This window comes from Synechococcus sp. MU1617 (assembly GCF_020514235.1).
Taxonomy (GTDB): Bacteria; Cyanobacteriota; Cyanobacteriia; order PCC-6307; family Cyanobiaceae; genus Parasynechococcus.
In genome coordinates, this window is the sequence record NZ_VTLB01000001.1 from 322734 (window position 1) to 338119 (window position 15386).

14 protein-coding genes are annotated in these 15386 nt (G+C 61.6%); 7 read left to right on the plus strand and 7 right to left on the minus strand.

Features of this window, described 5'->3' with window-relative positions:
* The first annotated feature begins 6 nt into the window (after positions 1-6).
* The 3 genes from aroA to glmU are packed head-to-tail and all read left to right on the plus strand — an operon-like array spanning position 7 to position 3637.
* A complete protein-coding gene (gene aroA, locus FZZ90_RS01795; protein ID WP_226424068.1) occupies positions 7-1332 on the plus strand; it encodes a 3-phosphoshikimate 1-carboxyvinyltransferase in 1326 nt (441 codons plus the stop codon).
* Positions 1313-2248 carry a tRNA (5-methylaminomethyl-2-thiouridine)(34)-methyltransferase MnmD gene (locus FZZ90_RS01800; RefSeq protein ID WP_226424069.1) on the plus strand — a complete coding sequence of 312 codons (936 nt, stop codon included), beginning with the start codon at positions 1313-1315 and terminating at the stop codon, positions 2246-2248. The genes aroA and FZZ90_RS01800 overlap by 20 nt, the downstream gene beginning before the upstream one ends.
* A 36-nt stretch (positions 2249-2284) precedes the next feature.
* Positions 2285-3637 (plus strand): bifunctional UDP-N-acetylglucosamine diphosphorylase/glucosamine-1-phosphate N-acetyltransferase GlmU, encoded by a 1353-nt coding sequence (gene glmU / locus FZZ90_RS01805; RefSeq protein WP_226424070.1) that lies wholly within the window; start codon positions 2285-2287, stop codon positions 3635-3637.
* A gap of 10 nt (positions 3638-3647) precedes the next feature.
* On the opposite strand, the gene murF is transcribed toward glmU, so the two are convergent.
* The 6 genes from murF to menD are packed head-to-tail and all read right to left on the minus strand — an operon-like array spanning position 3648 to position 10487.
* Positions 3648-4997: a UDP-N-acetylmuramoyl-tripeptide--D-alanyl-D-alanine ligase gene (gene murF / locus FZZ90_RS01810; protein WP_226424071.1), complete on the minus strand. Its 1350-nt coding sequence runs from the start codon at positions 4995-4997 to the stop codon at positions 3648-3650.
* The gene (locus FZZ90_RS01815) at positions 4994-5770 is read right to left on the minus strand and encodes a hypothetical protein (protein WP_226424072.1); all 777 of its coding nucleotides are present in this window, start codon (positions 5768-5770) and stop codon (positions 4994-4996) included. Before FZZ90_RS01815 ends, murF begins: the two co-directional genes overlap by 4 nt.
* A gap of 2 nt (positions 5771-5772) precedes the next feature.
* Complete coding sequence (gene glgA, locus FZZ90_RS01820; RefSeq protein WP_226424073.1) at positions 5773-7320, minus strand: glycogen synthase GlgA; 1548 nt, start codon at positions 7318-7320, stop codon at positions 5773-5775.
* A 55-nt stretch (positions 7321-7375) separates the two neighbouring features.
* Positions 7376-7918, minus strand: coding sequence for a L,D-transpeptidase (locus FZZ90_RS01825; protein WP_370631006.1), 543 nt, complete (start codon positions 7916-7918; stop codon positions 7376-7378).
* A gap of 8 nt (positions 7919-7926) precedes the next feature.
* Positions 7927-8796 carry a 1,4-dihydroxy-2-naphthoyl-CoA synthase gene (gene menB / locus FZZ90_RS01830; protein WP_226424075.1) on the minus strand — a complete coding sequence of 290 codons (870 nt, stop codon included), beginning with the start codon at positions 8794-8796 and terminating at the stop codon, positions 7927-7929.
* 5 nt (positions 8797-8801) lie between these two features.
* A complete protein-coding gene (gene menD, locus FZZ90_RS01835; protein WP_226424076.1) occupies positions 8802-10487 on the minus strand; it encodes a 2-succinyl-5-enolpyruvyl-6-hydroxy-3-cyclohexene-1-carboxylic-acid synthase in 1686 nt (561 codons plus the stop codon).
* 57 nt (positions 10488-10544) lie between these two features.
* On the opposite strand from menD, the gene lepB reads away from it, so the two are divergent.
* Positions 10545-11135, plus strand: a complete 591-nt coding sequence (gene lepB, locus FZZ90_RS01840; protein WP_186515173.1) for a signal peptidase I — start codon at positions 10545-10547, stop codon at positions 11133-11135.
* 49 nt (positions 11136-11184) lie between these two features.
* Positions 11185-11538: a DUF760 domain-containing protein gene (locus FZZ90_RS01845; protein ID WP_186515172.1), complete on the plus strand. Its 354-nt coding sequence runs from the start codon at positions 11185-11187 to the stop codon at positions 11536-11538.
* On the opposite strand, the gene FZZ90_RS01850 is transcribed toward FZZ90_RS01845, so the two are convergent.
* Positions 11528-12724, minus strand: a complete 1197-nt coding sequence (locus FZZ90_RS01850; protein ID WP_226424077.1) for a DUF4336 domain-containing protein — start codon at positions 12722-12724, stop codon at positions 11528-11530. The genes FZZ90_RS01845 and FZZ90_RS01850 overlap by 11 nt on opposite strands.
* 114 nt (positions 12725-12838) lie before the next feature.
* Between FZZ90_RS01850 and FZZ90_RS01855 the strand changes: the two genes are divergently transcribed.
* Positions 12839-14062, plus strand: a complete 1224-nt coding sequence (locus tag FZZ90_RS01855; protein WP_186473050.1) for a hypothetical protein — start codon at positions 12839-12841, stop codon at positions 14060-14062.
* A gap of 22 nt (positions 14063-14084) precedes the next feature.
* On the plus strand, positions 14085-14393 hold the full coding sequence (locus FZZ90_RS01860; RefSeq protein WP_226424078.1) for a hypothetical protein: 309 nt from the start codon (positions 14085-14087) through the stop codon (positions 14391-14393).
* The last annotated feature ends 993 nt before the right edge of the window (positions 14394-15386 follow it).

Genomic DNA, 15386 nt, shown 5'->3' on the forward strand with positions numbered 1-15386 from the left:
GCAACCTTGAGCGGCACAGGCCAATCCGACGACCCCCGTGAGCTCAAGGCCGGAGGCAGCCTCCAGGGACGGGTGAAGGTCCCGGGCGATAAATCGATCTCACACCGATCGCTGCTGTTTGGCGCCATAGCGGAGGGCACGACAACGATTGACGGCCTGCTCCCGGCTGAAGACCCATTGAGCACGGCCGCCTGTCTGCGGGCCATGGGCGTCAGCATCAGCCCGATCACCGACGGCGGCATCGTCACCGTTGAGGGCGTGGGCCTGGATGGATTACAGGAGCCAGCAGAAGTGCTCGACTGCGGCAACTCCGGCACCACGATGCGATTGATGCTCGGCCTGCTGGCGGGCCGCGACGGTCGCCATTTCGTGCTGGATGGCGATGCGTCCCTGCGCCGCCGCCCGATGCGTCGGGTTGGCCAACCATTGGCATCGATGGGTGCGGATGTGCGTGGCCGTGATGGGGGCAACCTGGCACCGCTGGCAGTGCAAGGGCGCCGGCTGAAAGGAACGGTGATCGGCACGCCGGTGGCCAGTGCTCAGGTGAAATCAGCCCTGCTGCTGGCTGCACTCACGGCCGAGAGCCCGACCACTGTGATCGAACCGGCCCAGTCCCGCGATCACAGCGAACGGATGCTCAAGGCCTTCGGCGCCGATATCAGCGTGGGAGGGGAAATGGGACGGCACATCAGCGTGCGTCCCGGCGCCACCCTGCATGGCCAGAACGTGGTGGTCCCTGGAGACATCAGCTCAGCGGCCTTCTGGCTTGTGGCTGGAGCCCTAATTCCAGGCGCCGATCTCACCATCGAGAACGTGGGGCTGAACCCCACACGCACCGGGATTCTGGAGGTGTTGGAACAGATGGGTGCCCGAATCGAGATGCTCAACCCCCGCGATGTGGCGGGTGAACCCGTAGGCGATCTCCGGGTGACCCACGGCCCCTTGAAACCCTTCCACTTCGGCGAGGAGATTATGCCCCGCCTCGTGGATGAAGTGCCGATCCTCAGCGTTGCCGCCTGTTTCTGCGAGGGCGAAAGTCGGATCAGTGGAGCGTCTGAACTGCGGGTGAAGGAAACCGATCGGCTGGCGGTGATGGCCCGTCAGCTCAAGGCCATGGGGGCCGACATTGATGAACATCAAGACGGCATGACCATCCGTGGCGGTCAGCCGCTCAAGGGAGCCGTGCTCGACAGCGAGACCGATCACCGGGTGGCGATGAGCCTTGGTATCGCAGCGATTCTCGCCGACGGCAACTCCAGCCTGGCGAGAAGCGAAGCCGCAGCCGTGTCGTACCCCTCGTTCTGGGACGAACTTGAACGGCTCCGCTGCTGAGCTCGGCGCGCTCCGCTTCTACCCGACAGCGGATGGCAGCTTCAGCCTGCACAGCGATCACTTCGGGGAGGCCTTTCACAACTCGGCGGGGGCCCTGAATGAGGCCCGGGCCAAGTTCGTCCAACCCGCGGAGCTGCAGCGCTTCAGCAGCGGATCTCAATTAAGGATCCTGGATGTATGCCTGGGGCTCGGTTACAACACGGCCGCTGTGCTGGAGGCCTTGCCGACGGCTGGGCCGAAGCTGCAGTGGTGGGGGCTTGAGCTGGACCGCCGCCCCTTGGAACAAGCCTTGGAGCAGGCGAGCTTCCAATCCCTCTGGTCAGACCCTGTGCTGGCGAAGCTTGAAGCCATCCGCGACAACGGCGGCTGGCAAGAGCACAACAACTGGCAAGAGCCCAACAGCCAAGGGATCCAGCTCTGGGGAGACGCCCGATCGATGCTCCAGCAGATTCCTGAGCCCGTTCGCTTTGATCTGATTCTGTTGGATGCCTTCTCGCCCCAGCGCTGCCCAGAACTGTGGAGCGAGGAATTCCTGGGAGCCCTGGCGCATCGCTTGGCGCCGCAGGGACGGTTGCTGACCTACAGCCGTTCCGCTGCGGTGCGGGCCAGTCTGAAACGAGCGGGCTTGAGCCTGTTTTCACTGTTGCCAGCCCCGGGCGAACGGGTGGGGTGGAGCAGCGGCACCCTGGCCACGCCGCCGGACTCCAACTGTCCGCAGGCCGGGCCCGGTTGGCGCCTCCTCTCGGCGATGGAATGGGAACACCTGCAGACGCGTGCAGCCGTGCCGTTTCGCGATCCCGTGGGCAACGCCACGGCTGAAGTCATCCTTGAGCGACGCCGCCTTGAACAGGAGCATTGCGGCCACGAAGCCACCAATGCCTGGCAAAGGCGCTGGCGCAGGGACAGTCCGTCCTGAGCCCGGTAGATTCCGCCCGTCCTCCCCTCGCTCCGCATGCTCGCCGTAGCCGTTCTGGCCGCTGGAAAAGGCACCCGCATGAAGAGCGCACTTCCGAAAGTGCTCCAACCGCTGGCGGGAGCCACCCTGGTGGAACGGGTGCTCGCCAGTGCCGGCAACCTGCAACCGGAACGGCGGCTGCTAATCGTGGGCCATCAAGCCGAACGGGTGGAGCAGCAGCTGGCTCCGCTCGGAGGCCTGGAATTTGTGCTGCAGCAGCCCCAGAACGGCACGGGCCATGCGGTGCAACAGCTGATCCCGTCGCTGCAGGGCTTTGAAGGCGAACTACTCGTGCTCAACGGTGATGTGCCGCTGCTGAGAAGTGAAACGGTTGAAGCATTGGTGCAACAGCACCGGGCCAGCGGTGCCGATGTCACCCTGCTGACAGCACGGCTCGAGGATCCCACCGGTTACGGGCGTGTTTTCGCCGAAGCCGACGGCCAGGTGAGCAGCATCATTGAGCATCGCGATTGCACGGACGAGCAACGAAGCAACAACCTCACCAACGCCGGGATCTACTGCTTCAACTGGACGGCCCTGGCCAACGTGCTGCCGAAGCTCAGCACCGACAACGATCAGGGAGAGCTTTACCTCACCGACACGGTGGCGATGCTGCCCAAGGCCATGCACCTTGAGGTGGCCGATGCCGATGAGGTGAACGGCATCAACAACCGGCGGCAACTCGCCCAGTGCGAAGCCCTGTTGCAGCAGAGATTGCGCCACCACTGGATGGATGAAGGGGTCACCTTCATTGATCCCGACAGTTGCACCTTGAGTGAAGGCTGCAGCTTCGGCCGTGATGTGGTGATCGAACCGCAAACCCATTTTCGTGGCCGCTGCGTGATTGGCGACAACTCCCGAATCGGCCCCGGCAGCCTGATCGAGGACGCATCTGTGGGGGCCAACGTCAGTGTGGTGCACTCCGTGGTGCGTGAGGCCACGGTGGGCAACAACGTTGCCATCGGTCCTTTTGCTCACCTCCGGCCGGCCGCAGACGTCGGTGATGGCTGCCGCATCGGCAACTTTGTCGAGGTGAAGAAAAGCCAGCTGGGGGCTGGCACCAAGGTGAACCACCTCAGCTACATCGGCGACGCCCAACTCGGGGAGAACGTCAACGTTGGGGCTGGAACAATCACTGCCAACTACGACGGGGTGAACAAGCACCGCACCGTGATCGGCAGCAACAGCAAAACCGGCGCCAATTCCGTGCTGGTTGCCCCAATTAACGTCGGCGAACGCGCCACCATCGGCGCAGGATCAACGATCACCAAGGATGTGGCCGATGGGGCCCTGGCGATTGGTCGCGCCCGCCAGATGACCAAAGACGGCTGGGCGGAACGAAAGGTTTAATCCAGCCCTTTTAAAGGCATGGCAACAGCGGTATCAACCGTTCCAGGGCAACACCGCGGCTGGCCTTGAGCAACAGAACATCCCCGGACTCCAGCCAAGCTGCCAAGGGAGCTGCGGCGTCTTCCGGTTTTGACACCAGCTTCAGGTGGGGAAGGGATGACGCCACTTCAGCCATCGCCTTGCCCTCCGCACCACCATCCACCAGCACTAGGCCGTCCAGGCCGAGCTGCACTGCGCGGGCGGCGACCTCTTGATGCAGCTCCAGGCTGCGATCCCCGAGCTCCAACATCGTGCCCAGCACGGCAAAACGTCGCCCCGGTTGCGCAGCCAGCAGCTCAAGAGCCGCCAACACCGCCTCGGGTGAGGCGTTGTAGGTCTCATCGAGAAGTGTCAAACCACCCTGCTGCAGGCGGCGGTTGCGTCCGCCCGGCACCTTGACCTGCATGCCTTGCAACGCCTTGCGAGACACGCCCAATTGGTCAGCAACAGCTACGGCCAAAAGCAGATTGCGGGCGTTATGGCGCCCGTCCAAATGAAGCGGGAGACGATCTGAATCGATCAGCAACTGGTCGCCCTTGATTTCACCTACCAGATCGGCTCCGACCTCGGGGTCGTCAGCCAGGCGCACACGCAACACCCGGCCGGACCAGACCGCCGCCAACGCAGATTCCAGCAGGAGATCACCTGCTGGAATCACCACGGTTCCCTTGGCATGCAGCCCAGCGGTGATCTCACATTTGGCCGCTGCAATCGCCTCACGGCTGCCGAGACGACCGATATGGGCTGTTCCGATGTTGGTGATCACCGCTAGATCAGGCTCCGTGCAGCGGGAGAGGCGCTCGATCTCCCCAGGCCCCCGCATACCCATCTCGATCACCAGGGCACGATGATCAACATCAGCCCCTAACACGGTGAGCGGAACCCCAACATCATTGTTGTTGTTGCCTTCACTGGCCTGAATCGATCCCAGCGGAGCCAATGCCGCCCGGATCAACTCCCGGGTTGTGGTTTTGCCGGCTGAACCCGTCACCGCCACCAGGGGCTGGCCCAGGGCACGGCGATGCAGCAAGGCCAGCTGTTGATAAGCCAGCAGTGTGTCGTCCACTCGCCAATGCAGCAGGTCCGGCGGCAACGGTTCAGCCCAGCTGCGGCTCACAACAGCAGCCTGGACCTTGTGTTCAGGCACTTGGTCGAGGAAGCGATGACCATCGAAGCGCTCGCCCACCAAGGGGACAAAAAAATCTCCTGCCTGAAGCTGACGGCTGTCGGTACACACCCGTCCCAGTAGGACATCCGGTTGAAATTTGCCGCCCTGGGGTGTTCCCCAGGCATCAGTCAGCTGACGCAGCGTCAGGGTCATCCCACCAACCCGAGGTCAAAAAGGATCATGCCGCCACCAACCCGAGCTGACCGCCCCAACAGATCGCCCTGTTCATCGACCAACTGAAGACTGGCGTAATCCAGCTCGAACGCCGCCTGAAGCCAACTGGAGGCGAGGGCCTGGCGCTGATCGAGCGGCAACTGCTCCCAAACGTCAACAGACAACTCCAACAGCAAGCGGTCCTGCTCCGGAACGGGCTTGGCTGAACGGAGCAATCCTTCGGGGACGGCCGTGTCCTGAAACAGAGAGAAGAGAGGATCGAAACTGAGTTGGGGTTGGAGGGGCTCGTCCAGCCCCGATGCCTCCAAGGGTGGCTCAGCATTCACAGCCTCCGGCATGGGTGAAGGCTCCTCCGCAATGGGCTGTGGTGCTGGGATCAGCTCCGGCACGGGAAACTCAAGGGGAGACGTCCGCTGCACTTCGACCAGCTCAGGACGCGGGGCACGGCTGGCATGGTCCTGCCAGAAGCGGACTCCAGCCAGCGGCAGCAGGAGCACCAACACCAGCAACAGCGGCCAGAAGCTGGGGGCCAGATCCCGGGGCCAGAAGCCTGGAACCGAAAGCTCGCCTTCACGATTGCGGCGCCAGAGTTCCTGGCCCCTGAGCCGAACATCCGCAGCCATCGCCTGCAGGTTGCGGCCGAACTCCTGCCAAGGGCTGACGTAGGGAGCCGGAAGATTGCCCGATGGCTCCACGCTCTGAGACTCAGATCGCGCCTCAGTGGGGGAGTCGGATCGGGCGGGCTCGCTCAAACTCAACTGGATCGACGACCGAAGAGACGGTTCAGGGGATTCCGACTGGCGGAGGGACTGGCGGAGGTCGCCTCAGCAGGAACCCTGGCCTCTTCAGTCTGCCCCTCGGAACGGGAGGGATCAGCAGCCTGACCTTGGGAGAACTGTTCCACCAGGGCAGCATCCGGCGTGGGTTCCTTGATGCCGCAAACGTCCTTGTACATGAGGTCGTAATCGACCGCGGAACGATCCCAGCTGTAGTCCTGATTCATGCCGCGTTTCTGCAGCTCGACCCAGCTGTCACGGTGGCGGAAGGCTTCCCAAGCCCGCACCAGGGATGTGTAGAAGTCGACCGGCTCAAAGCGATCGAAGCAGAACCCAGTGCCGCTGTCGGCAGCGGGGATGTGGGGCGGGACCGTGTCGACGAGCCCGCCAACCTTGCGAACCACAGGCACTGAGCCGTAGCGCATGGCATAGAGCTGGCTGATGCCACAGGGCTCAAACCGGCTCGGCATCAGGAAGGCATCGCTGCCGCCGTAGATCAACCGCGACAGGTCATCGTCGTAGGTGAGGAAGACGGCGCACTTGCCCGGGTGACGCGATGCGAGTTGCCAGAGTCCGGATTCCAGGCCACGGTCTCCAGTTCCCAGCACAACGATCTGGGTATCGGTGTAAGCCAAGAGGCGATCAGCAACCTGCAGCAGCAGATCGACTCCCTTCTGGTCGACAAGGCGGCTGACCATACCCAGAACGAAGGCGTCCTCCCGTACCTCCAGGCCCATCCGCTCCTGGAGCACCTGCTTGCAAACGGCCTTGCCGGAGAGATCTTCGGAGCTGAAGTTCGCCGGAAGGGATCGATCGGTGGCTGGATCCCAGGCATCCAGATCAATGCCGTTGAGGATGCCGCGCAGCTTGCCCGAGACGAAGTTGAGCAGACCCTCCAGTTTTTCGCCGTATTCCGCCGTGCGGATCTCCTGGGCGTAAGTGGGCGACACCGCATTGACCCTGTCGGCATACAGCAGCGCTGCGGCCATGGTGTGATCCCCCTGCATGTACCAGGGGCACCAGGTCATCCGGTCGAGCTTCCAGCGCCATGGGCCCTGGTACTTGAGGTTGTGGATGGTGAACACCGTGCTGATGTCAGGGTCTTGATGCATCCAGACCGGAATCATTCCGGTGTGCCAATCGTGGCAATGCAGCACCTGAGGCTTCCAGACGTTCCAAGAGAACTCGGCAGCAGCACTGGCAAAGAAGGTGAAGCGCCAGTCCTCGTCTTCACCGCCGTAGATGCGCTCCGGATCAAACACCGGGTGACCCACGAGGTAAATCGTCATCCCATTGGTGGGATGCTTCGTTTCGTAGACAGCGAACTCGGTACCCATCGTCTGGGCCCGCCAGATCGGCTCTGCCGGCACGTTGAGGCGGCTCCAGAGCTTGGCGTAGCCCGGCATGATCAGGCGCACGTCGTGGCCGAGCTTGGCCAATGCTGGCGGCAAAGAGCCAACAACATCGCCCATCCCTCCAACCTTGATCATCGGGGCGCATTCCGCTGCAGCGAAGAGGATGCGCATGTCTCAGATCGGCGTTGGCGCGGCGACTTTAAGGGGAATTTAGGAATCTGTTCCGTCAGGGAAGAACCGTCACCTGAGTTCCAAGCGACACCTGGCGATACAGGGCACTCACATCTTCGTTGTAAAGCCGCACGCAGCCATGGGAGACGGCCCGTCCCACCGTCCAGCGGTGGGGGGTGCCGTGGAACCCCGTGGTGGTGCATCCCTTGATCGTGATCCAGGCCTCGCCGTCATGGGCATCACGGCCGAGGCAGTCGCGATGGAAGGCGATCCAATGGCTGCCCAAGGGATTGTCGGGCCCTTGTTCCTCCACCCGCTCGCCACTCACCGGGTGCACCCACACCGGATCGGGAATCTTCTGCAGCACTTCAAAGTGTCCGGTGGGGGTCTCCCAGCCGGGCATGCCGATGGCCACCGGAAAGGCGTTGCGCAGCTTGCCGTTGTCGAGCAGAAACACACGGCGACGGCCGCGCAGCATCACCACGTGGCGACTGTTCTGGCCGCGCAGATCTTGAGGCAATGAGGCCAGGCTTGCCGTCACGGAATCCGCAGCCGCCGCCTGTAGCAGGGCCAGCGGTTCCGGCGGAGGAAGAGGCATCATGTTCGTCAGGGTAACCAGCCTGTCTCGGAAAAATCTGGAGACCGCTTCTCGAGGAAGGCATTGCGGCCTTCAACGGCTTCTTCAGTTCGATAGAAGAGATGGGTGGCATTGCCGGCCAACTCCTGCAGCCCGGCGAGGCCATCGGTTTCGGCGTTGAATGCGGCCTTGAGGCAACGGATGGCCGTAGGGCTGTGCTGCAGCACCTCCCGGGCCCAACGTACCCCCTCCGCCTCCAGCTGCTCCAACGGCACCACGGCATTGACGAGCCCCATCTCCAGAGCCTCCTCCGCGCCATAACGGCGGCAGAGAAACCAGATTTCACGTGCCTTGCGCTGGCCAACCACCCGCGCCAGGTAGCCCGCACCAAAGCCGCCGTCAAAACTGCCGACCTTGGGTCCGGTCTGGCCAAACACGGCGTTGTCGGCGGCGATGCTGAGGTCGCAGAGCAGATGCAGCACCTGACCGCCACCCATGGCATAGCCCGCCACCAGAGCGATCACCACCTTGGGCAGGCTGCGGATGATGCGCTGCAGATCCAGCACGTTCAGGCGCGGCAGGCCGTCCTCACCGATGTAACCACCGTCCCCACGCACACTCTGATCACCACCGGAACAGAAGGCATAGCCACCATCGGGGGCCGGGCCGACCCCCGTGAACAGCACCACACCGATTTCACGGTCATCCCGGATGCGCGTAAAGGCATCACACAGCTCCATCACCGTCTGCGGGCGGAAGGCATTGCGCTTGGCGGGGCGGTTGATGGCCACGCGAGCCAGGCCGTCCGCGCAACGGTCCACAAGGATGTCCTGGTAGCTGCCCCACGCTGTCCATTGCGCGCTTGGCGCACCGGGGAGCACCTGACGCATGTCACTCATCGGGCTCAGAGCTCAGTACATTCATTCTGAGCAGCGGCGCGCAGCTGCTGACGCAGGTCGGCATCACGACCACGGTCGCTGCAGATCCGCAACAACACCGGCCTCTCCTGCGACAAGCCCCAGGCCAAGGACTCCTGAAGGTCGTCCAAACAGGCCACCTGGCGTCCAGGCACACCATGGGCCGCCGCCTGGGCCAGGGGATCCACCTGCTGGGGCATGGCAAAGAGTGATTCGAAGCCCGCTTTGGCAATGGGCAACTGCTGAAAAATGCCGCCGCCGCCGTTGTCGATCAGCAGCACCAGCAGTGGTGGAGGTGCCGAGGTGGACGACGCATGCAGCCAACCGTTGCTGTCATGCAGGAGGGCCAGATCACCGGTCACCAAAGCCAACGGACCGAGATTCGCCGCAAGGCCCATGGCGAGAGACAAAGTGCCGTCAATGCCAGAGGCCCCACGGAAGCTGAAGCAACGGTGGCGGCTGCAGGCGGGCCCGCCCCAGGTCAACCAGTCGCGCACCGGTGAACTGGCAGCCAGCATCACCGGCAACCGCTCTGGCAGGAGTTGGGGAAGCCAGTAAGCCAGAGCGGGCTCATTGACGGCACCACTCAAGGGCAGCTGGGCCTCAATCCACGGCGAGAGTTCATTGGACCCGACCGATGGCTTGCTCAGCTGATCCAGAACGGGCTGTTGGGCGATCCAGGCGGCCATGCCCCCCGACCATTGGCGGGCCGTTTGCAGCGGATCCAGCGGCCTTGAATCCCCTTCGGTGATCAACAGTTGAGGACCCTGATGGTGCTGAAGCCAGGCCTCAAGCCGCCGGCTGGCGGGCATCGGTCCAAGCCGCAACACCTGAGCATCGTCAGGGAGGTTCAGCCGATCCAATTGCAGCTCCCAGTGCTCGATGCGGTTGGGGCAATCGGCGGCAAGGGCGGCGAGGGGATCCGCCAACAGAGGCCAACCGCTGAGGTTCAGCCAGCGATGCAGAGCCTGTTGAAAGGCCTCCACGGAAGGCGTGAGTCCACGCCAGGGGCCAGCAATCACAATCCCAGGGCGCTCTGGATCGAGGCGAGGCGCAGGCCCAATCTCGGGCGAAAGCTCAGTGCAAACAGTTGTTGAACGTGCACCCGAAACCAGCTGTTGTTGTTGCTCGAGAGTGGTGTGCAGCGGCTCCTCGAAGGGAAGGTTGAGCTGCACCGGTCCCGGCGGCCCAGTGCCTGCACCCTGGGCTTGCTGCCAGGCCTGAACCGCCAGCGCATTAAGGGCGTCGTTGTCCTGCGTGTGGACGCCGTCTGCCGCGCCACTGCCGAACCAACGACAGGCCGGGAGCAGAAAGGATTCCTGATTAACTGTCTGATTGGCGCCGCAGTTTTTGAGCCGGGCGGGGCGATCCGCCGTGAGCAGCAGCAAGGGCTGACAGGAGCGGTCCGCCTCCACCGCCGCGGGCAGCAGGTTGGCCACCGCGGTGCCTGAGGTGGTGACCACCGCCACGGCACGTCCATGGGCAGTGGCCATGCCGAGGGCCAGAAAGGCCGCCGACCGCTCATCGATGGCCGTGACCAACTGCAGCTTCGCCTCGGACGCCAGGACTCCTGCCGCTGTTGCCAGGGGGCCGGAACGGCTGCCAGGGCAAAGCACCAGCTGCTTCAGCCCCTGGAGGCACAACGCCTCAAGCAAGGTGAGGGCGGCCTGCAAATTGGCGCGAGCGATGGACAGTGCTGCAGGCCAGGCTGGTGTGATCTTCGGTCAACGATGACCCAACCCACGACACCCGCTCCAGGAGAAGACAGCAAGGGCTTCTGGCGCAATCTGATTCTCTGGGCCCTGCTGGCACTGCTGCTGCGCTGGCTGGTCGTGGAACCGCGCTGGATTCCCTCCGGCTCGATGCTGCCCACCCTGCAGCTGCAGGACCGCATCCTGGTGGAGAAGGTGAGGCCCCGCCTGGCCCGCAGCCGCCACGGCCATCTGCACCGAGGCGATGTGGTGGTGTTCGCCCCTCCCGAGCAGCTCGTGGCCGCTGGCTACGACGCATCCGCTGCTCTGATCAAGCGGGTGGTGGGGCTTCCTGGCGATCAGCTGGTCGTGCACGACGGCAAGCTGTTCCGCAACGGCGAAAAGGCAGCAGAACCCTGGTTGGCGGAACCGATCAACTACGACATGGCTCCGATCACCGTGCCGGCGGACCAACTGTGGGTGATGGGGGACAACCGCAATGCCAGCCTTGATTCCCATCTCTGGGGATCACTGCCAGAGACCAATGTGCTGGGCACGGCGGTCTGGCGGTATTGGCCGCTGCAGAGGTTCGGTCCGTTACGGATCACCGACAGCCGCGATGGCGGTTGATGCCAATGGGCTGCGTTAGGGTCGGGTTCGTGATGTAGATCACAGTCGAATGTTTAACCCCGAGTTTCTGACAACTGACAGCAGTGAGGGTCACGCGGGGAACAGCCTGATCCAGTACTTGCAGGAGCAGTCACCAGACACCCTGCAGCGGGTCGCCAAATCAGCAAGCAACGATATTCAAGACATCATTCGCCACAACGTTCAGGGGCTGCTGGGAATGCTTCCCGGCGAGCACTTTGAGGTGAAGGTGACAGCCAACCGCGACAACCTCGCCAACATGCTTGCCTCGGCAATGATGACCGGCTATTTCCTGCGCCAGATGGAACAACGCAAGGAGCTCGAGGAAACCCTGTTCGCTGACGAACAGATGGCAATCGAGCCGGAAGACGAACTCAAGCTTTGATCACGGGCTGATCTGGCACGACGCCAAGATCCAGCAAACGCTGATCGATAGATCCGAGAAACTCCCAGTTCTCTGAACTGGGCGCCCATTCCCGCTGTTGCAATGACTCGAGCAGTTGCTGCACGGTTTCTGGGGTAAATGTGACCGGCGCGCTGTAGTGAGCCGGCACCAGCCAGCGCAGCTCAGCCAGGCCGCTCAACGCTTGCAGCCAACGCAACAGAGCCTCCTGGGCCCTGGGCAACACCAACCGCTCAAGCACAGGGGCTACCTGCAACTTGGGCGCTTCTTCGCCGATCAAGCCATCGGCTGCAGCCTGCCAACCAGCCTTCCAGCGGAAGGGGTAGAGGCCGAAGTGGGCTTTCAGGGAACGAAGCCCGGGCTTGAACGCATCCCGCAGCAACTCCGGCAGCGCAGGCACCTCCAGCGGTTCCGGCCTCAGGTAGGAGGCAAATAGCACCAGCCGGGCCCAGCCGCGGCGGCGGGCTTCCGCTGAATCACTGAGGGGCTCATCGCCGCGTTCGCGGGCATGGAACAACAGCGGCGTTGGGTCGAGATCGAACAAAGCCGGGGGATCAGCACTGATGCCCACTAGGGCGTCGGTTACAAGCAGCGCGCCTGACGGGCGATGCAAACAGGAGACTTCCTGGAAGCGGCCCACGCCAAGGTCCAGCGGTCCTAGGGAGAACCACTCACAAACATCGCCGTGGGGGACGCCATCGTCGAACAACACCTTGGTGCGACCTGCCGGAACGCCCAGCCAAGCCAGGGGCAACTGCACCGGGAAACTCCACTGGCCCGGACACACCCAGATGTCCGCATCCAGGAAGGCGCGTGCCAGGGGACCAAGGGGAAGCTTGTGCTCCAAACCAGAGGCGGTGGGCAGCACGATCGAGCGCACCGGACCGTGCTGTTGTTCCAGCTCGGAAATGGCTTGGCGAACCTCACCGGTGGGCGGCAGAGGGTTCACCAACATCAAGCCACCAGGAACCTTGGCCACGGTGAGCCGCACCGGCACGGCCACGTAATAGACACCCTGCAGCTGCTCCAGGCTCCAGAGCTGACCAGGGATCAGCTCACTCAGCAGCGTGCGGCGACGGCCATAGGGATAAAGCGGCAGCAGCGGCCACCAAGGCCAGCGTTGGTCGGCTGGCGAGATGCCCTCAGTTGCACTCAGATCACTTGCCATCACTCAAATTGACTGTTCCGTTGTTCCAGGTTGTGCAAGTGGGCATAACCTTGTGCAAGTGGTTTTAGGGACAAATTAGGGATAAAATAGGCAGACAAGCCGCCCTGTCCCTAGATGACAGACACCACTGGGCAACGCCGAAACAGCGCAAGGCTGAAGCAGCTCTCCCAGTATCTCCGGACCGTTCATTCAGAGCGGTATGGCCTATCTCTCAGGCGCAAAAGCAGACCTAACGGTCAGGAGCTGATCTACCTCTCGTTCAGGACGCGACCTGATGGGGGGGGAGATCAGAAGTGGCTGAAACTCAATGCGTCCTATGAGGACACAGACCTCGCTATTTCGCGTGCCATCGATCAGGCCTTAGCCGACTTCGACAGCAACGTCAAAAGGAATGCGGGTGGTCCTGTTGGTAGCTCACTTGGTGTCTATCAAAGACAGGCTTTAAGCCGCATCGAAACAGACGGGAACTCTGAGAAGCACGCTGCTCGTCGTGTGAAGTGGCTTAAGAGCTGCGTTCAGTGGCTCTCCGAAAACAACGGCAGGGCTACGAGCCGAGAGGATCTGCTGCGTTGGATCGCAAGTTGGCCAGCAGAAGCGAGAAGTCGTCGCGATGCCATCTCCTCTGCATGCCTGATCTTCGGGATCGCGACAGATGGCAAGCAACTCAACCCAGGCAAAGAGTTTGCTTACCAAGAACCCCAGGCAGGGCAGGGACGACCGATTGATCCTGAAGAGGTACAGCGCGTCATCTTGAAACTCTGGGATCGAGCTGAAACCTCTGAGCTTGCTCATGCAGCCGCATGGCTGACGTCTTGGGTTGCTCTCACCGGTGCTCGTGGCGCGATGGTGATGGCCTCACAACTGTTGTGGACTCCTCCAGGAAGGGTGGAAGTAGTCGTTGGGGGTTATGTGGAATGCCGTGATAGCAAAAGGGGTAGGAATCGGCAGGCACAACTCTGTCCTTCATGGAAAGAGCTTCTTGAAGCCGTTGGGATTGAAAAACTGAGCACTCCTCCGCAACGCCTCCGAGATGCCGCCAGTCCATGGAATGAGAAACCCAACCAAGAACAACAGAGGAGAACAGAACAAGAGCTCAACGCCATTCATGGCTGGATCTGGCGAGAATTCTCAGAAGAGCGCGGATTGAGAGCTGATCGCGATTTCATCGGGCTACGCACTCTTCGGCACAACGCTGCGCGACGACTGCTGGAGGTGAAACAGCTCGACCTTCTACAGATTGCAGGTCTTCTCTCAACATCTGAGGACATGCTCAGGAGGACGTATTCCGACCATCACCGCTTCCGCTCGAACGAGATCATCAGAGAGGTCTTCGGGTAGATCTCTGAGTTCAATAAAGGCTATGAAAGAAATCTCCAACGAAGATCTGAGAGTCATCCAGATTCCTGATCCTGAAAGTGGCAGTGATCGATGGATCCACTTCGCACACACCATTAACGGCTACGAAGTTGACCCATTGATCAAGCAGACAGATCAACGCTCTTCTATTCACACTGCACGAACACTTACTGAACTTCGATGCGCCTTATTCCATCTCGCGAGAGCCGATCGATGGCAGGGAGCTACAGCGCCTGTGCCGGGCCTTGAGGAAGATGTTGAGACGCTCCTACGGAAGATTCGCGCAAAAGTTGCTGCGGGCGAACTGGAATAGAGGCTTGCCAAGCCACTTAAAAGACAGCAATCACTGTGGCAAGTCTCATTTTGTCCCTGAAATGGCACTCAGGCCGTCACAGACGCCCCAATGTCATCAGAACTGCTTCTTGATTCCAGAGGAATTCGCCGCGCGGTGACAACGGGTTGATCTTGCGGCGGTGAAGCCCATCCCGAAGAAGACCTGCCCTGAGCATGTTCCCAAGAGTGTTGCGATGCACCCCGAGACAAGAGGTCAACTCTCTTGTACGCATCCAAGTAATCGGAGTGTTCGACATGTGAATCAACCATCTACTACAAACTACCCGTGTTGATCGAAGGAGCTGAAAGTGAAGCCATCAGCGAACTTAGTTGTGTCTTCTCACCTTTGCGGATAATCGCCTGCAACTCAGGTGATATTCAGGATTCGCATCAGCTCAGTTGTCATTCAAAAGCTCAGATATTCCGAGCGCCGTTGCCTCGATGTTCATTGAACCCTCTACTGCTTTGCAGATTGCGGCAATCACGGAAGGTAGCTCTCGTCCATGGAGGACAGTGCCGGCCTCGAGATGGTGCTTCAAGCTGCGCTCGACCAAGGCAAGCAGCTCGTCCGCTCGTTCTGCAACGGTTCGTGCTCTTGCGAGCTGTTCTTGTCTAAAGGTCTCGAGCTGTTCCTCATATCGCTCGAGCTCTGCTTCAGTTCGTGCTTCTGAGACTGTCTTCAGCTGCCCTGAGTCGTAGTCAGCTAGGCGCTCACTCCAGTTCCAATGATCCGCTCGTCGGCGAAGGGTTGACTCAGAGCAACCCACGACAACTGCTGTCTGCCTGAACTGACGAGCAGGTCCAAATTCCCGGTGCACAAGGAGCTGCTCGAAGGAATCTGCGGGCTCGCCGGGAAGCTGGGGAAAGGAGGTCATCGTTAGCTGCTCTTTCCTTGAGGGTTCCAATAAGCGTCAGAGAGACCTAAACGGCTTCAACTACATCTCGATCTAAAAGCAAAGAGAAGCTCAAGTAA

Coding starts and splice junctions, on each gene's coding strand:
- glmU (WP_226424070.1), top strand. CDS start 2,285: ATGCTCGCCGTAGCCGTTCTGGCCGCTGGAAAAGGCACCCGCATGAAG.
- murF (WP_226424071.1), bottom strand. CDS start 4,997: ATGACCCTGACGCTGCGTCAGCTGACTGATGCCTGGGGAACACCCCAG.
- glgA (WP_226424073.1), bottom strand. CDS start 7,320: ATGCGCATCCTCTTCGCTGCAGCGGAATGCGCCCCGATGATCAAGGTT.
- FZZ90_RS01825 (WP_370631006.1), bottom strand. CDS start 7,918: ATGCCTCTTCCTCCGCCGGAACCGCTGGCCCTGCTACAGGCGGCGGCT.
- menB (WP_226424075.1), bottom strand. CDS start 8,796: ATGAGTGACATGCGTCAGGTGCTCCCCGGTGCGCCAAGCGCGCAATGG.
- lepB (WP_186515173.1), top strand. CDS start 10,545: ATGACCCAACCCACGACACCCGCTCCAGGAGAAGACAGCAAGGGCTTC.
- FZZ90_RS01845 (WP_186515172.1), top strand. CDS start 11,185: ATGTTTAACCCCGAGTTTCTGACAACTGACAGCAGTGAGGGTCACGCG.
- FZZ90_RS01850 (WP_226424077.1), bottom strand. CDS start 12,724: ATGGCAAGTGATCTGAGTGCAACTGAGGGCATCTCGCCAGCCGACCAA.
- FZZ90_RS01855 (WP_186473050.1), top strand. CDS start 12,839: ATGACAGACACCACTGGGCAACGCCGAAACAGCGCAAGGCTGAAGCAG.
- FZZ90_RS01860 (WP_226424078.1), top strand. CDS start 14,085: ATGAAAGAAATCTCCAACGAAGATCTGAGAGTCATCCAGATTCCTGAT.